The following is a 24,390-nucleotide window of genomic DNA, read 5'->3' as shown; positions in this document are numbered from 1 at the left end:
AAAGTACACTATTTTTGCTGATTCAATTTTTTTCCCCCAAGGACTTCGTCGTTATGTTGTCCTAGTTCGGGACCAATCCATTCAATGCTGCCTGGCGTTTCAGATAGTTTTGGTACAATTCCTGGAACTAGTACCTGTTCCCCATCCGGCAAAGTGACCGTCTGAAGCATATCACGTGCTTGATAGTGTTCATCCCTTACAATATCTTCAATATTATAAATAGGCCCAACTGGCACACCAGCCTCATCTAATATTTTTTGCACCTCTTTTTGTGAGTGTTTCCTAGTCCACTCTTCAATTACTTGATCTAGATATTCCGCATTTTCAGCTCTGCCATTATTGGTTAAATAAGTCGGATTTTCCGCAAATTCTGGTCGTCCTATCGCATGCGCAAATCTTTTGAAAATACTATCGCTATTTGCCGCAATGACGATATATTTTCCATCTGCACATATATAGGTATTTGAAGGAGCGATTCCTTCCAAGGTAGCACCTGTTCTTTCTTTTATTATTCCTTTTAAATCGTATTCTGGCAGAACGCCTTCCAGCAAAGAAAATACCGCTTCAGTTAGAGCAACATCCACATATTGTCCTCTTTTTAATGGATCGTTATCCCTCGCTCTTAATGCCATTAACGTACCATTCACTGCATATAAACCTGCTATGGAATCTCCAACTGCTAAACCAACTCGAACTGGGGGGCGATCAGGAAATCCTGTCAGGTATCGGAGACCACCCATTGATTCGGCAACGCTGCCAAACCCTACTTTGTTTCGGTAAGGTCCTGTTTGACCATAACCAGAAATCCTTGTCATAATGATACTTGGATTTATTTTCTTAATATCTTCATAGCCAATTCCCCATTTTTCCAACGTCCCTGGACGGAAATTTTCAATAATTACATCCGCATCTTTTGCTAACTCCCGAACCATCTCCTGCCCGTCTTCTTCACGAAGGTTAAGAGTTATAGATTTTTTATTTCTTGCATGCACGTACCACCACAGGGACGTTCCGTTATGCATCACTCGCCAATTTCGTAAAGAATCCCCTTTATTAGGGTCCTCAACCTTGATCACTTCAGCACCAAATTCACCAAAAATCTTCCCAGCAAATGGAGCTGCTACAAAGTTACCTAATTCTAAAACTTTAATGCCCTCTAAAGGTTTTCTCATAGGATTACCACCCTTCAATTATTAACATTTCATACTGTTTCCTAGTAAGGTATAATACTTATTTAAATTAACTGAATATTCTAATAACGTATACAATTTACTACTGGGCTCTTTCCATTCCTAATCAATTTATACAGTTTTTTTAAAATTTCTAGCATTATTCAACAGCTCAGGGAATGCTTTATCTAAGTCCTTTACCTGTTCCAGATCCAAACCTGTTTTGATATTCTGTTTTTCTAAAAATTCCACTACACGACTTGCCTGAATATTCCCTGGAGACCCAGGAGCATATGGACATCCTCCTAGTCCGGCTTGGGCTACATCAACTAAATGAACACCAGCCTGTATCCCAGCCATAACATTTGCCAAACCGTATCCATATGTATCATGCAAATGAAGTCCAATAGGAATGTCCGGAAATTTCTCTGCTAAACGGCTACAGTATTCATATACCTGTCTCGGTGTTGCTTTGCCGATTGTATCTCCCAGGCCTAATTCACAAACCCCATTATTAACCAGGAACTCTGCAATCCTTTCCACCTCAGAGTATGGTACGATCCCAGCAAACGGACAAACAAATGCGGTTGAAATTGCACCAATTGTTTTTCTACCCTCCTTAGTGGTTTCTTCAATTAAATCTTTTATTTCAATTAAAGACTCGTTAGAACTCTTATTTAAATTTGCCTGGTTATGTTGTGTGCTCGCAGAAAGGAAAAAAAGAGCATTGTGTATCTTTGAATTTAGGAACCTGTCTAATCCCCGTCTATTGGGGACCAAAGCTTCATATTCTACTCCACGAGTAATTGGCAGATTTTGTCCTAATTCATCCGCATCTTGCATCGCAGGAACCCACTTTGGATGTACAAAGGACGTGACTTCCAAGCGATCAAATCCTGCTTCAATTAAATTTTTAATTTTATTTATCTTTTGATCGGTTTCTACAAAAACAGGTTCATTTTGCAGACCATCTCTCAATGTAACATCTCGAATTTTAAGTTTTTCTGGAAAAATCATTTTTCACTCTCCTTTAATTAATATTCCTCATCCTTAACACCTGAGTACATGGAAACATAAAATTGATAATCACGTTGAATATGTGCCTTCATTAACTCCTCTGCAGCTTTCCCATCCTTATTTTTTATAGCATTCCATATCGCTTTATGTTCATCGGCACCCTCTTCTATTCTCTTAGGGATATTCAATACAGCATTTCGATAAAAAGAAATTAAGGAATTTAACTGATTCATCATTTTCATCAAATAAGGATTACCACTGGCTTCCACAATCAGGTAGTGAAATTGGCTGCTTAGGACCTTTAATTTTTCAAGCTCTTTCTTATCAACCATGAGGTTCATTTTATCAACTGAACCTGACAATTGTTTACGCTGTTTTTCATTCATACGTGAAGCGGCATAAAAAGCAGCTGTAGGTTCCAGGCTTAACCGGCATTCGTAAAGATATTTAAAATCTGAAAAGGTTGCGCGGTACACTCTTACTCCGCCTCTTGGACTGACGGATACTAATCCTTCACTGTTTAACCTGCGGATCGCTTCTCGGATTGGACTTCTACTGACACCCGTTTCCTGAGAAACTTTTCCTTCCACAATTCGTTGTCCAGGTGGTATGTTCCCGCTTACAATTTGTTCATGTAAATATTCATATACTTGATTTTGAAGAGTTTGCGATTGTACTGTTTTTAACTTCATTTTTACCACATCCATAGTCATAATTTTCAGATAATGTATACAAAAAAATATATGTCTACCTCATCATAAATCAATTTGTTGTTTTTGACTATAGTGTGATATTTATATTGGCAGCATCATAACATATACTCGTTTTTTAGTTCCACCTACCCTTCACTGTGAAAATAGTGTAATTAGAGCAATCCCCTCACTAATTTCACAATTTTTCTAAATATTATTATAAGTTTCCCACTCCTGCAAGCTTATACATTAAAGCGGACATTCTGCAAAACAGCTATCTTTCACCGCGTTAAAGTTAAATAGTTTTCTCGATTCTCCACATAAAAGAGTCTGCGGGGAGCAGCATGTCTCTTTCTTTTAACAATCAAGATTCTTTTGGTCAATCTTAATAATTCCGTCCTCATCAACGTCTATCTCAAATAAGCCATTTTGGGTTAAAAATAAAGAATACGTATCCTTACTAACCTTTTCATTGTTTATCTGCCGGATGGCTGAAGAAAATTTAATGATAAAATAATTCATATCTGTTCTGGTGTCATCCACTTCATTTATTAAATAATTCCGAAGATACATCATTTCTGTATTAGGAAACGTTTTATAAAAAAAATCGAGAGGATTGCCCTTTTGAAAATCATCATCTGAAGAGAAGTAAGTGACACGGGGTATACCATCAGCTGTAAACCCTGCCAAAATATATATAGTTGCATATTCCTGTTCGGGATATAACTTCTTGAACATCTCTAATGAATTTCTAAAAAATATTTGTGATTGAGCCTCGATTTCTTCAATTGAACTTGTTCCAAGAGAAAACATTTTTAATTCTTCTATACATGTATCGATGATATTTTTAACACCCGCAAATGCAAAGATCACATTTTGATTTAATGCTATTACTTTTTTTTCATCATCACTAAAGTTTTCAGTTCCTCTATAGGTTATTCTTTTATCAGCCATAATAAAAACACCATTTTTAAACTTTTTACCAATTAATGCAGTCATAATTAATTTCCCTTCAGAATAAAACTAAGCCCTACTATCATGCAATTTGGAGTAGGGCTTACTTATATTTTATCATATGTAGATCCCTTCTGAAGTCCTCAAGTTTCCGGGTGGTAACAACCCTAAATATATAATTCTCTATCAAAACATCTATCAATTATCATTTTCTTATTCTTCGTTTTTACACGGTTTCCCCCAGTTTAATGTTAGCCATATATTGATTAATTTTTTTATAAAGTTCATCAGGATCGTCCGCAACAATATTTTCACCATTTATAAGTGCAAATGGGTCAATCAAACATTGACCACAATATAACAAGCACTTATCCTCAATAACCTCCACATCGCTGCACTCAATTAATTTTCCTTTTATTGTTTCCAACTCGTCTTCGAAATTACATGGACAGAACTTTACGTTTATTTTCATGGTTAACTCCCCTTCGTTTTTTGTTGCCAACATTTTAATTGGAATAACCAAAAGTTTGCAAGAGTACACTCAAACGCATATTCGCTTTAACGGTTTAAAAGACTGTTGCCATAAATACTAAACGCGTTAAAACACATATTTGCGCGTTGGATTTTTATAGATTAAGATGTGAAACATTACAGAAACTAAATTTCGAAAATTCTGTTTGTTAGAAATTTAAGATGAAAAAGGAGAGGTTAAAATGGCCGAAAAAATGGTAGCATCACCTAAAGTAAAAAAAGAAGAATTGTTCCCGGTAAAGAGTGTTCATTACGTAGAAATCTATACAGGAAACGCAAAGCAGGCAGCTTATTACTATGCAAAATCTTTCGGTTTCAAACTTGTAGCATATAAAGGATTAGAAACAGGTTCCCGTGACCGTGTATCTTACGTGATGAAACAGGGCGCTATCCGATTGATTTTAACAGGCACCCTATCAGACAATACTGACGTTGCCGAGTTTATTAAACTTCATGGCGAGGGTGTAAAAGATATTGCCCTCCTCGTAAAAGATCTGGAAAAAACATATGCGGGTGCGATTGAAAGAGGTGGCATCGCTCTTCGGGAACCATGGGTAGAAGAAGATGAAAACGGCAAGGTGAAAAAAGCGATTCTAGGTACATATGGGGATACAATTCATACGCTTGTTGAACCAATCGATTATAAAGGCGTATTTATGCCAGGGTTTGAATCTCGCGAGAACACCCTTGCTTCTCAACCAACTGGCTTAATTGGTGTTGACCACCTTGTCGGCAATGTGGAGGTTATGGAAGAATGGACAAACTATTATGAAAATGCATTCGGTTTTACAGTTCTGAAGCATTTTGATGATGAAGACATTTCGACCGAGTACTCTGCTCTAATGTCAAAAGTCATGATGAATGGAACAGGACGCATAAAGTTCCCAATTAATGAGCCTGCGGAAGGAAAGCGCAAGTCTCAAATTCAAGAATACCTAGATTACTATAATGGACCAGGCGTTCAGCATCTTGCCCTGTTGACAAACGATATCATCGGCACGGTGGCGGCTCTCAAAGAAAATGGTGTGGAATTTTTAAATACCCCTGAGACTTATTATAAAGAACTCGCCAATCGGGTAGGAGATATTGATGAAGATGTGAAACGACTTCAAGAACTTAATATTTTGGTAGATCGTGATGATGAAGGCTACTTGCTACAAATCTTTACTAAACCACTTGTTGATCGTCCGACGCTGTTTATCGAAGTCATTCAGCGTAAAGGTGCACTTGGATTCGGCGACGGGAACTTTAAAGCATTGTTTGAATCGATTGAACGCGAGCAAGAACTTCGCGGAAATATTTGATTTGGAACGGTCATACCGTTGTCTCTCACGGTATGGCCTCCTTTAATAGGAGGTGTGAGGTAGTTGTTAACTAAAGTAAATGTTAAGTGGAGGGAAGAAGCGGTCAGTCATTTTATGACAGAACTCATTGATTATGCAGGTCTATTTCCACCGGCCGCGCTTCCGCTTCCAGAGGCTATTTCAAATTTCCATGCATACATCAATGATTCGGACAGCTGGATGCTCGGCCCGTTTGTTATTCCTGCTTCAAGATTGGGTGAACTTAAACCATTTAAAGCCCAGTTTAATGATCAATATCCACTTAGGTTATCTGTAATTTTAACTAAATCCGAAGAAATCGAAACCGAAATGGAAGCTATTCAACTTTTTTTAGAAACATATAAAACCGCGGGAACCATAAAAGCAATCGAGTTTCCGCTTCCACCACAGATTAATTCTTCCTTCTTAGAGAATCTTGAAAAACGAACAGGGAATTATCCCATTTATTGTGAAATGACAGGAACGAATGATCAACTTCTATATACATTGGATACTATCCATTCGATTAATCAAAAATCTCTGAAACGTATAGGTATCAAAATGCGCATGGGTGGGATCACGGCTAATTTGTTTCCTTCTGTCAATCAAGCGGCATTCGTTATTCACGAATGCCAGAAACGAGAACTGGCACTTAAATTCACAGCTGGACTGCACCATCCGTTTCGCCAGTACCGAACAGAAGTGGAAACACGCATGCATGGTTTTGTTAACGTATTTACCGCTTCTATTATGGCATATAGCCGTTCTGTCAATACAGCAACCATTCAAGCCATTTTGCTTGATGAAGACCCAACAAATTTTTCATTTACAACAGACTCGCTTTCCTGGCGCGATTTTACTGTCAGTTCGGCCGATCTCATCAAAGCGCGCAGTTTCTTTGCAGCTTCATATGGAAGCTGCAGCTTTAATGAGCCTCGGGAAGAACTAGGAGAGCTTACTATTTTTCATGGGGAGGCAGTACGATGAAACATTCCTTTATTGAGACAACGCCAGAATCACATTTTCCAATTCAAAACTTGCCATACGGCATTTTCCAAAAAAATGGTCAAAGCCCCCGTGCCGGTACAGCCATCGGTGATTATGTTCTTGATTTATCTGTAATCGATGAAGTTGGATTGCTAAGTGGGACCGGTGCAGAAGAAAAAAAAGTTTTTTCCTCTTCCTCTCTTAATCAATTTATGTCACTTGGCCGTCCGGTCTGGACTGCTGTCCGTAACAAACTTCAATACCTTTTGGATTCGAAAACGCCTGATTTACGAGATAATGAAGAGCTTCGTTTGAAAGCGTTTCACCCATTGACAGATGTAGAGATGCTTCTTCCTGCAGATATTGGAGACTATACAGATTTCTATGCCTCAAGAGAGCATGCGACCAATGTGGGTACAATTTTCAGAGGGAAAGACAATGCCCTCATGTCAAACTGGACACACTTGCCGATTGGTTACCATGGACGGGCCAGTTCCATCGTTCCAAGTGGTACCCATGTGCGTCGCCCTTCGGGACAACGCAAACCAACGGATGCAGATTATCCAGTATTCGGTCCATCTATACAGCTTGATTTCGAACTTGAAATGGGCTGGTTTATTGGACCTGGCAACCCTCTTGGAGAACCAATTCCAGTTAATCAGGCTGAAGATCATGTTTTCGGGCTCGTTCTCGTAAATGACTGGAGTGCACGTGATATCCAAGCATGGGAGTACCAGCCTCTTGGCCCTTTTCTTTCAAAAAACTTTGCAACATCCATTTCGCCATGGGTTGTGCCGCTAGAAGCGCTGGAACCTTTCCGTACTTCTGGACCGCAACAGGATCCAGAGCCGTTTCCCTACTTGCAGCAAACAAAAGATGGGGCATTTAATATTAACCTTGAAGTTCATTTGACACCAGAAAATACAGAACAAGCAACCAGAATTACGAATACCAACTTTAGCTATATGTATTGGTCAATCGCTCAGCAAGTCGCTCACCACACCATTACAGGCTGTAATATCCGTTCTGGTGACATGCATGGATCTGGAACTATCAGCGGTCCAAGCCGTGAAGAACGAGGCAGCCTCCTTGAACTTACTTGGCGCGGCACAGAACCGCTTCAACTTAACGACGGCGGTGAACGAAGTTGGATTGAAGATGGGGACAAGTTGACTATCAGCGGGTGGTGTCAAGGAGATGGGTATCGAATTGGATTTGGTCAAGTAAGCGCTCAAGTTTTGCCAGCCCTTTCGGAGGCACAGATTTTAGGCAATCAAAAAATGAAGATTTAGCAACTAATATACTAAATGTAAAAGACAGTTACATGGAAGGAGTTTAGGCAATGACACATTATGTTAAAATGGGCCGCATTCCCCATAAACGTCATACTCAGTTTCGCAAGGAGGACGGAAGCCTATATTATGAGCAATTGATGGGTACGAAAGGTTTCTCGAGTATTCAGTCACTCATTTATCATATCAATCAACCAACACAAGTAAAAAAAGCACAAAAAATTCGTGATGTTCGTTATGAATATGAAGAAAAAGATGCATTAAAACATCGTCATTTCCGGACATGGAATACGGAAGTTGGCGGCGATTTTCTTGAAGCTCGCAAAATTTTCATGGCAAACGATGATGTTGCACTTGGCGTTGCTCGCCCTAACCAGCAAATGGATTACTTTTATCGAAATGGTGAAGGTGATGATATGCTGTTTGTCCATGAAGGAAGAGGTAAAATCGAAAGTATTTTCGGTGAACTAAGCTTTTGGCCAGGTGACTATCTCATCATTCCGATTGGCACCACGTATCGCGTCGTCTTGGAATCAGAAGAAGCTCGCTTTTTCATCCTTGAATCGAGTTCATCAATTGTACCACCAAAACGCTATCGTAATGAGTTTGGCCAACTTCTTGAGCACTCACCATATTGCGAGCGTGATTTCCGGACACCAGAAAAATTGGAGCCTAAAGATGAAAAAGGAGAATATGAAATCAGAGTGCGGGCACAAGGCATGATCACATCCTATACGTATGATTTTCATCCGCTTGATGCGGTTGGATGGGATGGTTACCTCTTCCCTTATGCGTTCAGCATTCATGATTTTGAACCAATAACCGGACGTGTTCATCAGCCGCCGCCAGTTCATCAGACGTTTGAAGCACATAATTATGTTGTATGTTCATTTGTACCACGTATGTATGACTATCATCCGGAAGCCATCCCTGCTCCTTATGTCCACAGCAATGTGGAAAGTGATGAAGTGCTATATTATGTGGACGGAGACTTCATGAGCCGCCGCGGCATTGAAACCGGATCTATTACCCTTCATCCAAGCGGCTTACCTCATGGACCGCATCCAGGTAAAATTGAAGCAAGTATCGGTAAAAAAGAAACGCGTGAATTAGCAGTCATGGTCGATACATTCCGTCCGCTGTATATCGTAAAAGAAGCACACGCTATTGAAGATGATGCGTATATGAGCAGCTGGCTGCCAAAATAATAACTGAAGTTTCCCCCCTCGGCAGATCAGTTCATCTCTATATCATTCATGAAATAAAGCCGGAGCCAGAATTCCACTAGCTCCGGCGCCTTTGTTGTCATATTAGTTCTTCGCAATAAGTGATTTTTCCTTTAGTTTTTTTTCTAAAAAACCGATGACTGTAAATATAGACCTTCAGGCAAAAAACAAATCTGTAAACTGGTTTTCTTTTATATCTTTATTCTCATCGATAGATATATTTAAATACGGCTTGATACGTGATTTCTCAACTTATTATGTTCACTCCAAATTTACCCAAACACTCTTCACCTCGGTATAACTTTCTAAAGCATAGGCACTTAAATCTCTACCAAATCCCGACTGTTTATATCCCCCAAAGGGAGAGGCTGGGTCAATTACATCATAGCAATTAACCCAAATATTTCCTGATTTTAATTGATTAGCAACTTTATGTGCCATTTTCACGTTCTCTGTCCAGATACCCGCACCTAAACCGTAAGGAGAGTTATTCGCACGTTCTATTACTTCTTCCACCGTATTGTAAGGCATGACAACGACGACTGGTCCGAAGATTTCCTCTTTTGCAATCGTCATATACTCTTCTACATCAATAAAAATAGTCGGCTCAACAAAGAAACCTTTATCCGATTTTCTTCCGCCTGTTACTGCCTTTGCTCCTTCTTCTTTACCAATGTTAATAAATTCAAACACGCGGTCTTGCTGTGTTTTAGAAACAAGAGGCCCCATAGTTGTATCTGTATCCAATCCATTTCCAAGCTTAACGTTTTCAGCTAGGGAAACCATACCGGAAACGACTTCATCGAATTGATCCTTATGAACGTATACTCTCGACCCAGCACTGCAAACTTCCCCTTGGTTGAACATAATGCCGTTGAACACTCCGGGAATCGCTTTTGAAAGGTCCGCATCCGGGAGTATAATATTAGGCGACTTTCCCCCAAGCTCCAGCGTCAACCGTTTCATTGAATCTGCGGCTTGTTTCATTATTTGCTTCCCGATAGGCGTCGAGCCGGTAAACGAAACTTTATTTACATCTGGGTGATCCACTATTGCATGACCGGCTTTCGCACCGAATCCAGGAACAATGTTAACAACACCTGCAGGAAACCCTGCTTTTTCAACAAGTTCAGCAAAATAAAGTGCCGATAACGGAGTCTGTTCAGCGGGCTTCAAAACAACCGTACAGCCTGCAGCTAAAGCCGGAGCCACTTTCCATGAGACCATATTAATAGGGTAGTTCCAAGGGATAATTTGTCCAACCACTCCGACTGGTTCGTGACGAGTATAGTTTAAGAATGGACCGGAAACAGGAATTGTTTGCCCCATATTCTTTGTCGCCCAACCAGCAAAATACCGGAACGTTTCAATCGTACCTGGTACATCGACGGCCCGTGTTTCATTTATTGGCTTTCCATTGTCCAAAGTATCTAATTGTGCCAGCTCTTCTTGATGTTTTTCAATAAGGTCAGCTAATTTCAAGATGAGTTTCGCTCTTTCAGCGGCACTCATCTTTGACCATGGTCCCTCATCAAATGCTTTCCTTGCTGCCTTAACTGCCAAATCTATATCTTTTTCTTCCGCTTCATAGACTGTTGCCAATATTTCTTCAGTAACTGGATTAATTGTTTCAAATGTTTTTGAAGAACACGATTCCACAAATTTTCCATCGATGTACAACTTTTTCGTACCTTTTAAAAACTCCCTCACCTTATTGCTCATTTCAAGTGTTTGGTTCGCCATTCTTGGTTCCTCCATTCTAAAAATAAACATGCCAGAGATCGAGCCGCTAAGCCTTCAAGCTCTCTAGCATGTTGTATGAATCCAATCATTTATTTAATGGTTTTATTAAATTCAGTCACTGCTGTATCGATGATATTGATCATTTCCGAAATTTCTTGTTTATTAATGATAAGCGGCGGAGCAATGGCAACAATATCCTTGCCCTTTTCAAAGTCTGCAGCTCTTAAAATCAATTTGCGTTTGAAGCACTGATCAACAACAAACGAAGCTGGTTTGACTGATTCTGCAAATGGTACATCCAAGTCACGGTCCTGCTGAAGCTCAAATCCGGCAAGCAAGCCGACCGCTCTTGATTTCGTGAAATACCGGTGTTTATCCGTTAAGTAGTCAAACCCTTTCTTCAGCTCCTTCTCCATTTTGTTAACGTTTTCAAGAATGTTGTCGCGTTCGAGAATTTCAATCGTTTTCAATCCAACGGCACATGCTGTTGGATGTCCGCTATACGTAAATCCATGACCTAAAATTTGATCATATTGAACGATAGTATCTCTGATTTCTTTATTAACCAACACGCCGCCAAGCTGGGCATAACCGCTCGTAATCCCTTTTGCTACACTCATGATATCAGGCACAACGTCCCAGTTATCGACACCGAACATTTTTCCGGTACGGCCAAATCCACAAATGACTTCGTCAGAAATCATCAGGATATCATTTTCTTCACACAAGGCTTTAACTGCTTTTAAATAACCATCAGGTGAAACGTGAACTCCTCCTGCACCTTGAATTGGTTCAAGGATAAGGGCAGCAATGGTTTCTGCTCCTTCTTTTTCGATGACATCACGAATGCATCCTTCATAGTTCGGATCATTTTTATCGCCAAGCTCACAATTAGTCAAATGTGATTTTGCCCTCACCATATCGGCATCTCTTGAACCTGCAAAACTATGGAAAGCATCTATGCCAGTTGCTGTTCCAGCAGAAACCGTTGCACCATGGTAGCTACGGCTTATCGATAAGATTTTTTTCTTTGTTGGACGACCTTTTAAATTCCAATAAAAACGTGCTAATTTAAAAGCCGTATCGTTTGATTCCGACCCACCGGATGTGAAAAAGATAGCACTTAAATCACCAGGTGCAACGGAAACTACTTTTTCGGCCAAGCGAACAGCTTTTTCATTTGAGTAGCCATAGAATGAAGAACTGTAAGCAAGAGTAGACATCTGGTCATATGAAGCCTGCGCAAGTTCCTTGTTTCCATGTCCTAAATTTACATTCCAAAGCATGGAAGCGCCATCAATATATGTATCACCTTTAATGTCTGTTACACGGATCCCATTTCCTTCTTGAAAAATTATTTTCGGGCCATTTTCAATAAACAATTTAGGTACAGTCGTTGGATGAAGATAATGTTTTTTGTCTAATTCAATTAATTTTTCGATTTTCGACTCGGTTTTAGAAACAACCATGTTCCATACCTCCCAATGTAATAACTATTTAAAATCCCCTAAAATGAAACACTTTCACTATTAATCTAGTATATTGAGAATAAATAAGGAATAATTCCTTAAATAAAATATATATCATACTTAGACTATTGTCAATAATCTGAATAATCAATCTAGTTGTTTTTTTATATTTTTATTCCATTGGAAAAGAAGATTCGAGATCTTTACCTTTATTGTCACCTCTTGTTCCAACTAGTTCTTCTACTTCTAAACGGTTAATTTTTATATTTAAATATCCAAAAGCGATAGCTACAAAAGTACTAATATAGCAAAAGAATGCATACGGAGCATATTCAATTGGAGAAACACCTAGAACAGAAAACATAAAAATACCACAAGTGGTCCATGGGATAAGACTTGCTGTCACTGTTCCGCAATCTTCCAATGTACGTCCGAGCAATTTCGGATGCAGCCCCCGTTTTTTATATTCATTCAAATACATGCGTCCAGGGATAATAACGGACATGAATTGGTCACACCCTACGATATTTGAAGCGATACACGTACCAGCAGTCGCTGTGATTAAACTGCCTGTCCGTTTTACTTTCCGAAGCAGCGACCCAAGAAGAGTTTCCAATATTTTTGCTTTTTCGAGAATAGCGCCAAATGATAGAGCAATAAGGATTAAAGAAACCGTATACATCATATCTTGAATCCCACCTTGGTTTAACAATTCATCCGTGACTTTGTAACCCGTTTCGGCAGTATAACCATTATTCATGATGTTAATCATATTACCTAACGAAGTTTTTTGGACAAATAGGGAACAAGCCCCACCAATAAGGACCCCGACAGTCAAGCCAGGAATGGCCGGTATCTTCAAAATGAAAATTAGCGCAATAAATAGTAACGGAATTAATAAAAACGGCGAGATAACAAATTGATCTGAAAGAATTCCTTGAATCTTTTCAGCCTGTGACAAATCTGCACCTTCCCCACGAAATTTAAACCCGAGAAATGCATACAACATTAGCGATATAATAAGTGTGGGGAATGTAGTGTTCATTAAGTTCCTAATGTGTTCAAAAAGGTCTACACCCACAACCGCCGAGGTGAAGTTCGTCACATCCGATAAAGGACTCATCTTATCACCAAAATAAACACCCGATACGACTGCACCAGCAACCATCGGTAATGGAACACCCAAGCCATGCCCAATTCCCATTAACGCGACTCCAATCGTACCAGCAGCAAACCAGGCATTTCCAGCGATGCTGACAAGAACAGAAATGATGCAGGCTGTAACAAGAAAATACGTTGGAGATACAACCCCTAATCCATAATAAACCATCGATGGCACAATTCCAGATGCCATCCAAGCTCCAATGAAGGCCCCGATTATCACTAGTATCAGTAAGGCTTTGATTGATACACTAATTGTTTTTACTAAGTGTTCTTCAATTGAATGCCAATTATGACCAAGCTTCAAAGCAACGATCACTGCAACGACCGTACTTATTAAAAGGGGTACATGTGGATCAGCACCATAAACACCAATTCCAATTGCCAGGGCACATGCCATAAACACGATTGGTATTAAAGCAAGCCATTTAGAAGGGGTTTTTACCACATTCACATCGTTATCCTGTTTCACTCATTTTCACTCCCCGTATACTTTTTAACTCCAAGTTTCGATCACTATCTAATAATTTTTTAAAATTTGATAGCGCTTACAATCTTAAGCGGTTAAAATGAGCGTTTGTCAGTTAAAAATGCCATTAATCAATCCCCCTGACTTTTTTAAATTGGCTTTTATAATTAAAAAGCTACCATAATAGAATTTAACTCTATTTAATCTCTAAAGCCATACTTATTTATCCGATTATGAAATTTCCATATTGTTTTGCACTCTCATGAATTAAGAAGATCGATAAACCTACAAATATACTTATTTCATAAGTTAATTCCTCTATCCATCAAATATAGGAACAGCTGAGAGTTAGAATCATTCGGAAATGAATGGATGTCAATCCTGGATTAGTCTAAATCTAACAGTGCAGCACCAGCAATCCCCGGTTCGGTCATTTCGAAAGGGTTTAAAATCAGATCTGGTTCTTACTCTGTTAGAGCAAAATTCACGAACGGATTTTCCATTTTCGATGCTTCTTTCGCGATACGTACTGCAATCTCATATCCAATATGGGGATATACTGCGGTAAAAATGCCTACACTTTTTTCTACATCCCCTTTAAGGAGATCTTCATTTGCCACAATACCTGAAAGACAATATCCGGTAAATACACGGAACCCATTATTCATCACACTGATTGATTGGAGCATTTTATTCAAATTGGCCAGCTTCTAAAGCAAGACAGATGGTATGATCATTCCAATGTCCTGGAAGCTATTCCTTAAACATGCTGATACCACCTTGTCCCATAATTTAAAAATAGAGGGCAAACTCTATCATTTTCCGTAAAAGGTAACGTACGGAGCAATATTTCTAATAGAAAAAAACAGCAAGGAGCTTATTTGTTCAAAAATGTAAATATCCTTCATGAAAAATTGGAGCCATCATGTAAAGCTGGCTATACTATTTAAAAACTTGAACTCATAAACTGTGGATTTCTACGTCAATTCCCGATCAATGTTCATAATTCCCTGCAAAATTAAGGTACCGGCTTTTTCAATATCCTTAGGCAGACTGTATTCTTCTGGGCAATGACTCTTCCCATCAATGCTTTTCACGAAGACCATGGCTGATTTTGTAATCATTGCCATATGAGCTGCATCATGTATTGCCATACTGGAGAACGTCATTAAAGGTTCTTCCATCTCCTGAGCTGTGCTTTGTAATATATGAACAATATCCTCATCTAAAACAACTGGTTTTTGATCAAGAAAAACTCGGTGCTGAATGTCGACCTTTCTTTTCCTGGCGATTTCTTCCCAAGCGCCCTGTATTACGTTGACCTTATGTTGAATTCCCTCTTCTGTTTCTCCTCTGACTTCATAGATAAAATCAACTTGTCCTGGAATAATATTTGCTGCATTCGGAAAAACAGTCAATTTGCCGACTGTTCCAACAACACTGCTGCCGCTTTCTTGGCAATGACGTTCCACTTCAAGGATCATTTCAGCTACAGCAGTCAATGCATCCTTCCGATGTTCCATCATTGTCGTACCGGAGTGATTAGACTGCCCGATAACCCTTACTTTACTTCGATAAGTTCCGACAACTCTGTTGATGACCGCCATGGATATATTTTTACTTTCCAACCGCTGTCCCTGCTCAATGTGCAGTTCAATAAAAGCCCTTTTGTCTTTTCCCGTTTCCTTCATCATTGGGAATTTATCAAGGCCTCCCCCAGCTTTAATCAGTTCATCACTAAGCCGGGCACCTGTGGAATCAAAGACATCTTTCAGCATCCCGATTTTCAATCGGCCGACGAAAGAACGGCTTCCGAACGTTGATAAGTTAAAATCATTAGATTCTTCAGCCGTAAATGAAACGATTTCCAAGTCATGGTCAAGAATCACGTTATTTTCAATTAATGTTTTAATAATCTCTTTCGCCATAAGAACACCTAACGGGCCATCATACTTACCTCCATTCGGAACGGAATCAAGGTGTGAACCAATGACAATACTGCCTTGTTTTTTTCCATTCCCCTTGTGCCTTCCCCAAATATTAGCGGCCCCGTCAATAGTGACCTTTAAATCCATATCCTCTAATTCCTTAATAAACCGTGCACGCACTTCATGATCTGCTTGTGAAAAACTGGGCCTTGTCACTCCTCCTTGATCATTTTTTCCGTATTCAGCATACTCTTTGATGTCCGACAATAATCGGTCAATATTGATTTTCATAGCTGTTCACTGCCACCTTTCCCCTAGGAACTCCAAACTGGTTAGCGTTACCTTTTATTCGTCACCTTTTACCCCATAGGAAGGTGCGAGATCCGGCTCAATTGCCCTAGATTTATAATTTTCTGCTTGCGGACTATAAATCTCCCATAGTTTTTTCAAATCATTTAGTGGATCATCGCTATAATCAACACGCAGATCTACATAAGCAAACGGAGTATCCGGATGATAGACCAAGAGTGCAATAGAATGTTCTTGATCAAGCTCCCCTCCCATGTTAAAACCGAGTTCAAGAGCTGAAATTAACCGCTCAGGTAAAGAAAGGTCCTTCCGTTCAAGAAAATGTTGGCCCATCGCTTTTGGGATTTCTGGATTGCTTAACAGGTTACCTATGCTGGCAACATTATCTGCATAATAGTCCCCGTGTACTCCAAGCGCTTTTTCACCTGTAAACACGCTTGATTCCCCGTTGGCATCGACAACAGCCAGCTGTCTAAAATCAGGAAAGTCTGAGGCAGCAACCATTGTCCGAATTGACGCTTGGGCGCTGTAACCTTTTTCCAAAGCTGAAAGTCCTATGTCCGCTAGTCTGGGATCTGTGACATTTTGCGTCAGGATGACACCTATATTTGATTTGACCCAAGGACATCTTGCCCCAACAGCGGGGCTGCTGGAAGTGACAATAGCTCCTAAAGCTCCTGTTGAAGAGCAACGTCCTGCCACGGAAAACGTACTTGTAATGTTCATTTTTAATCCTCCCTTGAGAAAATAAGGAGCAACAAACATGATTCTTTTCAATAGTTGCTGCTCCATTCGTTTAATTTATATTCGTCATATCCCCTTATTCCTTACTGCTAATAATTGCTTCGACGTCTATTTCCACCAGCATTTCAGGAAGAGCCAGCCCATTGACGACAAGTCCTGTACTAACTGGATATACGCCTTTAAAATGCTTAGCAATAACAGCGTAGGCTTCTTTTCGATAGGAACGATCAGTAACATAAGTTGTGAGTTTGCAAACGTCTTCCATTTTCCCCCCTGCTTCTTCAAGCAACTGCTTGATGCAGCGACAAGCATTCTCTGTCTGTTCAGTAACATCATTCTCCCCGTGAAAATTACCTTCCAGATCAAATGCAGTTTGCCCTCTCATAAAAATACGGTTTCCAGCACGAACAATCATAGAAAACTCATTTGCTACGTGATGAGATGCCTCCCCCATATCAGCTGGATAAAATTTATTCGTTTCAAATTTACGGTATCTTTTAATTTCCATTTTCTTAATTCTCCCTTGCTTCTTATTATATTAATGAATTTCCAACCTATTTTTTCTGGCATATGGGTTCTCACACATTGAAATCATCGTAAAACACTCGGCCCCTAGCAGCTTTTTTGCCTGAGGGTAGTTTCCTTGTTGCAAAAGCTTGCGAATGCGTGAAGAAGAGATCATTTCACCTCGTTCACATGTCAGGGGCTTTACCACTTCTACTTTAAAATAGCGGCGTAATACTTCGATAGTGCCCTTTCTATTTTTTCCGAATAAGAAGTTAGGGCCTTCCCAGATTTCAATGGGATTTATTTCTTTTAATTCTTCAATGAATACCGGAACTTCCTTTTGAGTAAACGCTTCATCAAATGGACCGACTATTACATGGTCAACTCCTAGCATTTCGAGGCGCTGAAGCTTCTCTTCCACTGACATTAACAGTTGGCAGCCTTTAAAAAAGACTTTTGGAGGAGGATCAAAAGTATATACAACCAAAGGAACTCCAAGCTTCATGGCCCGTTCTTTTGCCTTTAATAGCAATGCTTGATGCCCCCTGTGGATGCCGTCGAGTGCACCAATCGATAGAACCGATGCAGAAAGCTGTAAAGTACCTTGTGTATGTATTTCCAATGAAAACTTCCCCTTTCTATATTCAAGATTACTGATTAGTAACAGTAATAGCTGATTTTAAATCCGCTGCTTTACGAACCATTTCGCGCTGTGCTTCCATATCGAAGCTATTGAAAACTGACATCTGTTGAGCAAATGGAGGACTTTGAGCAAACAATTCAAAGGTAGTTCTATGTCCTGCATAAGAAGAATTCAAGAGGTCTCTCGCAAAGTATAGTAATTTTCCTCTTTCTTTCGCGCTCCACTCACCAACGGAATAGTACTTATCAACATATTCTTGAATCGCTGGATCTGCAAACGTTTCGGAATCTGGTGTAACGGCTAGTTGCCCTCCTACGAGTTCCCTTGTTAAATGCGCCATCGCCGGGAAATTAGATAGTGCAAATACACGGCCAGTGTAAAGAAGAGATTGGTTTGGCATCATTAAACCGCCGGGGCTGACTTCCGCATTTGCAACAGCAGCTGTTAAATGAGCATTAATTCCTTCACGATAATTAATAAGCTGAGATATTTTTTCCCTTACTGCCTGCAGCTTTGTCAGACCTGTTTGTTCAACGTTCAATAAAGCCGTTCCTAGCAAATAATCTGCTCTGCGCAATACTCTAAGGACGTAGTTAAAAGCAGAATACCGATGCAGTGTGGAACGAATGTACGCAGCAGAGGCCAAAGAACGATGGAACAAAACGTTTTCCCATGGAATAAGTACGTTATCGAATATTAGCAATGTATCAATTTCTTCAAATTTTGTAGAAATCGGATAATCTGTATCATTTTTTCCTGTCCCGAGGGACGTACGGCAAATGTGCTTTAATCCAGGAGCTCCCATATCAGCTATGAATCCACAAGCAAATGGCGCCATTGTTTCTTCACCGGCTTCCCAGTTCAAGATAGTCGGTTTAACGAATGCCTGGTGAGCATAAGCGGCAGCCGTTTCAAACTTCGCACCTTTTACGACAATTCCTTTATCGTTTTCTTCAACAACATGCAACAGGGTTCCGCCATCTTTTCCGCTAAAAAGTTTGCTTCGGTCACCTTTTGGATCCGTATTAGCGGAAACATGGAACAAGTCTTCCCTTGCCACTCGATCGATATGATTCGCAATATTTTTCGCATAAGTAGGGTTAATTTCATTTAATTTATCCTGCGCGTCATATAAGGACCACATTTCACCTATCGTTTCATCACCAACACGGTATACAACTCCGCCAAGATCATCAAGCACAGTTTCCACGTGATTGCGGATTCCAGTTAAATCTTCTTTAGTCTTTGGAGCTTTATACGCTCGGGAAACGACTTCGCCATCTTCCAATCGAGTTGTTAACTTCTCCTTGTTTTCAGGTTCAAAGGCCATGTCATACATTCTTGCTTTCACATCAACTATCGGTTTAAACGATGGGTGTTCAGCTACATTTGTGACCCTTTCCCCATCGATGAATACTTCCCTGCCGTCATTCAATGATTCACGATATTGCTTACCAGTCATTAAAGCCATACTATTTCCTCCTTTTAGATGATTTGTTATCTAATTTTCATTTTGAAAGGACTTAGACAAACAGCTTGTTTTACCTTCAGTTTTAAGCTTTCTTGAACGAACCAAATTCTCCTTTGAAATACACGAGCGGATCCCCTATGAGTGCATGGGCTTTTTGAACCTCCGCCAGAAAGACGGAATGAGTACCTCCTGTTACTTCTTCGACCACCCGGCATTCAATCTGGGCAAGTGTGTTGTTTAAAACAGGGTTACCAAGTTCGCCATAGGACATTTCCACACCTTTGAACTTCTCAGTGTTCGACCTGGCAAACTGCATCGCAAGCTCCCCCTGGTTTTCAGCAAGAATGTTTACAGTAAATGAACCTTCTTTCGAAATAGCATGGCATGTACCTGTATTTTTATTGGCACATACAAGTAGCATTGGAGGCTCAAGAGACACGGAACTAACTGCGCTGGCAGTAATCCCATAATCTATTTCACTTTCCCTTACTGTAATTATCGATACTCCACTGGTGAAATGACTGATTACATTTCTAAATGATTCAGGACTCACTAACTGTAACGATTGATTATCTCGAGAAGAGATATTACTCATATAAAATGCATCCCCCTTTTTTATTTAAGGAATTATTCTTAATGTATTCCTTAAATAAATCATAAAAAAAATCCAGCGGATTGTCAACTGAATTTTCTAACAATTCTTATTATTTTATTTTTCTTCATCATCTATTAAAGGTCCGTTTCTTTTAAAGGAAGAAATACTGCTTGTTGCAATAGAGCAATTCATTCAACATATATACTAATGTTTACTATAATTGTTATAATCGATTAGAGAATATCCGAAAAGAAAACTTAAAAGATTAGTAAGCAAAAATGAAGGAACTAATCAATTAATTAATTAATATATTTCCCTAAATAATACATAATGTTTTTGGAAAATTTGCAAGTTATTCTATTAGGTGGTGTTCGACTATGAAAATAAAAGCCGGAATTGTTGGTCCAAGTGACTATGTACAGATTATATGCGATATTGCAAAAGAATACTCCGACAGACTGTACCCGATTCCATTTGGATATCAAAATGCTGAAGAGGCGACAAATATCGTGAAACAAAATCAACAGTTGGTCGACCTTTGGATTTTTGCAGGCCCAGCCCTCTATCCTTTTGTAGAAAAAAGCGGTTCCAAACAACCTTTTTTTTATCTTAACTTAGATGGGGCAAGCTTAACAAAAACGTTGGTGGAAGTGGGTTATAAAGATTCTAAAAGCCTCAATCGGATGAGTATTGATTTGCTTAAAGAAAGTGATGTATATGAGACATATCATGATCTCGGCATTTCATATGAAGATATTCATGTTCATGAATATCTTCATGATACTTCTCTCCAGGATCTTCTTTCATTTCATCAAAAACTATTTAAAGAGGGACAAGTTGATATTTGCATTACCTGTCTATACTTTGTATACGAACAATTGAAGTTACAAGGGATTCCTGTGTATCGAGTAACCCCTACACGCAGCAACATACGTGAAACGCTAAAAACAGCGATCCAAAAATGGGAAACCCTTCATTTTAAACAATCACAAATTGCTGCTATATTTATCAAAGTAGAGAACATGGATACAAACATGAATCACCACACCATTTCCTACGATTTACATCGCTTGAACTTAAGAGTACAAGATGCTGTATTAAACTTTTCCGAATCAATTTTCGGCACTTTTGTACCTCTTGGGGTTGGAACATTTGTGGTTTTCTCCACGAGAGGCTCCATAAAAGAAACAGGGCAACAAATTGGAGATCTTCTGGAAAAATTAGCTCTAATTTCGGAATTACCATCGAACGTTGGGATCGGCTATGGAGAAACTGCACTAGCTGCGGAGGAAAATGCAAGGCTCGCTTTAAATCATGCACAAAATTACGATTCTTTTTGTGCATTCCTTGTTGATGATAGAGGGATTATTGAAGGTCCTCTTAAAGAACAAGAAAGCATTTCTTTTGGCTATCGAACGGAGAATAAGGAAATAAGTGAAAAACTTAAACAGTGTGGCGTCACTATTACAACACTTAACAAGATTTTGTCTGTACAAAAAAGAACAGGGAACCACTCTATAACAGCATCAATTCTTGCAGAATGGTTAAAAATGACACCCCGGAACGCACGGCGAATTCTTAATGGTTTAGTCGAGCAGGAGATTGCCGAAATAATTGGTGAAGAAGCACCTACAGCTAAAGGAAGACCTAGAAAGATATATCGAGTTAATAGTGAATTGGAGACTAAAACGGAATAGACCGATTAAAAGTAGAGGGCACTAAATTCCTAAGTGTGGAATTCCCACATCTCACATTTCAAATTGGATTAGGAGCAAAATGCTCCTTTCAAAGGGTAATTCAGAAGTTTTGTGTGTTGTATTTTTACAGATTCAAGAAATCTTGTAGTTCAACCCTACCATTAACAAAACGCCATTTAGAGCGTTTCAGCCTATAGGCGAACTCGATGAAAATCGAGTTTGTCTACAGTTTTTTAACGGTTTGTCCAATTTGAACGTTGCCTCCAGGCACTCGCTTTCCGCGTGCGATCCAATCAACTTTGTTTTAACTTTTAGATAGACCCACTTTTGTCTACAGTTTTAAATGCCATTTAGGGCGTTTAAAATTACCTACTGGGTTTTGGTAGGTAAAAACAACTTAATCCCCCAACCTATCTAATTCCGATTATCTTTTAAAGTTGATAGTTTAGGGTAGCCAAATAATGTCATGTTCGCAAAGTTTGTCCAAAATAAGAAAAAGAGCAATGTATTTGCTCTTTCCGACTCAAAGACATTATAATAACTCGCTAGCTATTGGCAGCTTTCCTATTTTGCTTACTACCATAAAAGACTAACTGTTTTCCTTCCTGTTCTTCCATTTTAAATCCACGCCAACCTTTTGCAATAATTCCTTGCTGGGATGCTATATCATTCATCTCAATGATCTGGATTTCCTGCCATGGAGATGCGTCCACTACAGACAATTCCTTGACAAATATATAACGTAATTGCCTTCCATATTTCTCTTTTAACGCCACAATCTCCATTCCTTGGGCAAATTTATCTTTTAAACTGGGAATGTTAAAAGGCGCAACTGTACAGCATACATATCTGTAAGGCGACTCCTGCTTGTTCAACTCCTTCATGATCAACGTTGCAAGTGTCTGTTGCAGTTTGTTTCCCCTGTATGCAGGCAGTACGTTTGAAATTTCCTGATAAATCACTTCCGACAGCTCGTATTCCATCATTCCGAAATCTCTCCCTAGATGTTCCTCATCAATAGGCGGAGCTAGCAACGCCCGGAATGCAATGAGTTCCTCACCAACGAATGCTCCAATCATGAGCCCATTTCCTTCTAGAATATATTGAAACTCTTCCTTAGTAAGCGGTTGAAGTACACCTTTATCGGTCAAATGGTGAACGACCTGTTCTTGAACTTGCAAAATATCGGTTAAATCCTCCAACACTAATTTTCTGACCTCATAGCATTTATGATTTTTATCCTTACTGATGGTACCCTCATAAATCAATTCCAAAGTTGCTCCCCCTTTTATTGAATGACATCCTGAAAAACTGTTAAATCAACTAGCGTTTCTTCATTAATCGCTACACCTAATCCTGGTTTTTCAGTCAACCTAATATATGGTACATCATAATAAAGATTCCCTACATCCCTGAAGAATTTCAATGGACCAGTGAGTTCCACGCTTGTGATCACCTTTTTTGAAAATGCGACATGGAAGCCAGCTGCAGAACCAATGGATGATTCTACCATCGAGCCAATCTGACATTCTAACCCAGCAAGCTCTGCTTGGTGGGCTAGCTTTATTGCCGGATATATACCACCGCATTTCATCAATTTAATATTCACTTTATCGGCTGCTCTTTTCTGGATAATTTCGCGCATTTCCCGTGGGCCTTTTAATCCCTCATCAATCATCAGCGGAATCGTAGACTTCGATTTTATTTCAACCATCCCATCGATGTCATCGGCAGCTACCGGTTGTTCAAGCCAATCAAGCTGGCATTCACGCAATTGATCAATCGCTACAAGAGTTACCGCACTGTTCCGCCATCCTTGATTAACATCTGCACGTATAGCGATATTATCACCTACACGGTCTCGGACAGCTTGAATGCGTGCCACATCTTCACTGACATTGGTGCCAACCTTCATTTTAAATGACTGATAGCCCTGCTCGACCATAACTGCCGCTTCTTCGGCCATTTTTTCAGGAGGGGCTATACTTAAGACATGGGTAATTGGGAACTCATCATGATAACGTCCCCCGATTAACTGGTAGACTGGCTGCCCCAGCTTCTTTCCCATGATATCAAAGCAAGCAATGTCAATGGCCGCCTTAGCTGTAGGAGCTCCATAAATCGCTTTGTCCATCAAATCATGAAGCCTTTCGATTTCAAATGGATTCTTGCCTAACAGTATGGGTCCCAACGTATTTTTCAACACTTGGTAGGTCCCTTCCAGAATCTCACCAGTCACATGTTCGTCTGCCACACCTTCCCCGTACCCAACAAACCCTTCATCCGTCTCTATTTTGACAATGATCGATGGCATAAATTCGTAAGTATGATAACTAACCACAAAGGGCTCTTTAAGAGGCAGATGGATTGCATAAAGGTGGATCGCTGTAATTTTCATTTCTAATACTCCCTTTCGATTCACAAGATTGTACGAGTTTGATATAGTTGTCGTTAATAAACCGTT

General features: G+C 39.6%; 21 protein-coding genes and 1 pseudogene. 5 read left to right on the top strand and 17 right to left on the bottom strand.

The genetic code is table 11. The features are described 5' to 3' along the window. Window positions 1-8 precede the first annotated feature (8 nt). From AC3ISB_RS09630 to AC3ISB_RS09610, 5 genes are all read right to left on the bottom strand, one after another. Window positions 9-1,172 (bottom strand): CaiB/BaiF CoA transferase family protein, encoded by a 1,164-nt coding sequence (locus AC3ISB_RS09630; RefSeq protein WP_141994134.1) that lies wholly within the window; start codon window positions 1,170-1,172, stop codon window positions 9-11. Between the two features lie 129 nt (window positions 1,173-1,301). Continuing rightward, entirely contained in the window at window positions 1,302-2,186 is an 885-nt protein-coding gene (locus AC3ISB_RS09625; protein ID WP_489276204.1) for a hydroxymethylglutaryl-CoA lyase, read from the bottom strand. Window positions 2,187-2,203: 17 nt separating this feature from the next. Next, window positions 2,204-2,878, bottom strand: coding sequence for a GntR family transcriptional regulator (locus tag AC3ISB_RS09620; protein ID WP_489276202.1), 675 nt, complete (start codon window positions 2,876-2,878; stop codon window positions 2,204-2,206). A gap of 357 nt (window positions 2,879-3,235) precedes the next feature. Next, on the bottom strand, window positions 3,236-3,877 hold the full coding sequence (locus AC3ISB_RS09615) for a hypothetical protein (RefSeq protein ID WP_489276200.1): 642 nt from the start codon (window positions 3,875-3,877) through the stop codon (window positions 3,236-3,238). A gap of 181 nt (window positions 3,878-4,058) precedes the next feature. Then, window positions 4,059-4,304 carry a DUF1450 domain-containing protein gene (locus tag AC3ISB_RS09610; RefSeq protein ID WP_179891145.1) on the bottom strand — a complete coding sequence of 82 codons (246 nt, stop codon included), beginning with the start codon at window positions 4,302-4,304 and terminating at the stop codon, window positions 4,059-4,061. A gap of 241 nt (window positions 4,305-4,545) precedes the next feature. Between AC3ISB_RS09610 and hppD the strand changes: the two genes are divergently transcribed. From hppD to AC3ISB_RS09590, 4 genes are all read left to right on the top strand, one after another. Further along, window positions 4,546-5,667, top strand: a complete 1,122-nt coding sequence (gene hppD / locus AC3ISB_RS09605) for a 4-hydroxyphenylpyruvate dioxygenase (protein WP_489276198.1) — start codon at window positions 4,546-4,548, stop codon at window positions 5,665-5,667. Between the two features lie 63 nt (window positions 5,668-5,730). Further along, window positions 5,731-6,672, top strand: coding sequence for a hypothetical protein (locus tag AC3ISB_RS09600; RefSeq protein ID WP_489276196.1), 942 nt, complete (start codon window positions 5,731-5,733; stop codon window positions 6,670-6,672). Continuing rightward, window positions 6,669-7,964: a fumarylacetoacetase gene (gene fahA, locus AC3ISB_RS09595; protein WP_489276195.1), complete on the top strand. Its 1,296-nt coding sequence runs from the start codon at window positions 6,669-6,671 to the stop codon at window positions 7,962-7,964. Before AC3ISB_RS09600 ends, fahA begins: the two co-directional genes overlap by 4 nt. A 50-nt stretch (window positions 7,965-8,014) precedes the next feature. Continuing rightward, complete coding sequence (locus AC3ISB_RS09590) at window positions 8,015-9,172, top strand: homogentisate 1,2-dioxygenase (RefSeq protein WP_489276193.1); 1,158 nt, start codon at window positions 8,015-8,017, stop codon at window positions 9,170-9,172. Between the two features lie 279 nt (window positions 9,173-9,451). On the opposite strand, the gene AC3ISB_RS09585 is transcribed toward AC3ISB_RS09590, so the two are convergent. From AC3ISB_RS09585 to AC3ISB_RS09540, 10 genes and pseudogenes are all read right to left on the bottom strand, one after another. Beyond that, a complete protein-coding gene (locus tag AC3ISB_RS09585; protein ID WP_489276192.1) occupies window positions 9,452-10,933 on the bottom strand; it encodes an aldehyde dehydrogenase family protein in 1,482 nt (493 codons plus the stop codon). Window positions 10,934-11,022: 89 nt separating this feature from the next. Then, entirely contained in the window at window positions 11,023-12,402 is a 1,380-nt protein-coding gene (locus AC3ISB_RS09580; RefSeq protein ID WP_141994129.1) for an aminotransferase family protein, read from the bottom strand. Between the two features lie 172 nt (window positions 12,403-12,574). After that, a complete protein-coding gene (gene nhaC / locus AC3ISB_RS09575) occupies window positions 12,575-14,035 on the bottom strand; it encodes a Na+/H+ antiporter NhaC (protein WP_489276190.1) in 1,461 nt (486 codons plus the stop codon). Window positions 14,036-14,418: 383 nt separating this feature from the next. Further along, window positions 14,419-14,770: pseudogene (aspA, locus tag AC3ISB_RS09570) on the bottom strand (aspartate ammonia-lyase); the annotation flags it as partial. A gap of 239 nt (window positions 14,771-15,009) precedes the next feature. Further along, a complete protein-coding gene (locus AC3ISB_RS09565; protein WP_489276188.1) occupies window positions 15,010-16,251 on the bottom strand; it encodes a M20 family metallo-hydrolase in 1,242 nt (413 codons plus the stop codon). A 54-nt stretch (window positions 16,252-16,305) separates the two neighbouring features. After that, the gene (locus AC3ISB_RS09560) at window positions 16,306-16,995 is read right to left on the bottom strand and encodes a DUF1028 domain-containing protein (protein ID WP_098372769.1); all 690 of its coding nucleotides are present in this window, start codon (window positions 16,993-16,995) and stop codon (window positions 16,306-16,308) included. A 94-nt stretch (window positions 16,996-17,089) separates the two neighbouring features. Then, window positions 17,090-17,521, bottom strand: a complete 432-nt coding sequence (locus AC3ISB_RS09555; protein WP_489276185.1) for a RidA family protein — start codon at window positions 17,519-17,521, stop codon at window positions 17,090-17,092. A gap of 30 nt (window positions 17,522-17,551) precedes the next feature. Beyond that, window positions 17,552-18,142 carry an FAD synthetase family protein gene (locus AC3ISB_RS09550; RefSeq protein ID WP_141994126.1) on the bottom strand — a complete coding sequence of 197 codons (591 nt, stop codon included), beginning with the start codon at window positions 18,140-18,142 and terminating at the stop codon, window positions 17,552-17,554. 28 nt (window positions 18,143-18,170) lie between these two features. Beyond that, a complete protein-coding gene (locus tag AC3ISB_RS09545) occupies window positions 18,171-19,634 on the bottom strand; it encodes a 4-hydroxyphenylacetate 3-hydroxylase family protein (protein ID WP_141994125.1) in 1,464 nt (487 codons plus the stop codon). A gap of 82 nt (window positions 19,635-19,716) precedes the next feature. Continuing rightward, a complete protein-coding gene (locus AC3ISB_RS09540; RefSeq protein WP_098372765.1) occupies window positions 19,717-20,229 on the bottom strand; it encodes a flavin reductase family protein in 513 nt (170 codons plus the stop codon). Window positions 20,230-20,606: 377 nt separating this feature from the next. On the opposite strand from AC3ISB_RS09540, the gene AC3ISB_RS09535 reads away from it, so the two are divergent. Continuing rightward, a complete protein-coding gene (locus AC3ISB_RS09535) occupies window positions 20,607-21,926 on the top strand; it encodes a helix-turn-helix domain-containing protein (RefSeq protein WP_489276182.1) in 1,320 nt (439 codons plus the stop codon). A 545-nt stretch (window positions 21,927-22,471) separates the two neighbouring features. Here AC3ISB_RS09535 and AC3ISB_RS09530 read toward each other — a convergent pair. Together AC3ISB_RS09530 and AC3ISB_RS09525 are read right to left on the bottom strand one after the other, a co-directional pair. Beyond that, entirely contained in the window at window positions 22,472-23,200 is a 729-nt protein-coding gene (locus tag AC3ISB_RS09530; protein ID WP_489276180.1) for a GNAT family N-acetyltransferase, read from the bottom strand. Window positions 23,201-23,214: 14 nt separating this feature from the next. After that, the gene (locus AC3ISB_RS09525; protein ID WP_141994122.1) at window positions 23,215-24,324 is read right to left on the bottom strand and encodes a mandelate racemase/muconate lactonizing enzyme family protein; all 1,110 of its coding nucleotides are present in this window, start codon (window positions 24,322-24,324) and stop codon (window positions 23,215-23,217) included. Window positions 24,325-24,390: the final 66 nt, after the last annotated feature.

The organism is Peribacillus sp. GL_122 (assembly GCF_057835005.1).
Note: the sequence above shows the minus strand (reverse complement) of the source record. Positions and strands in the feature narration are given on the sequence as shown.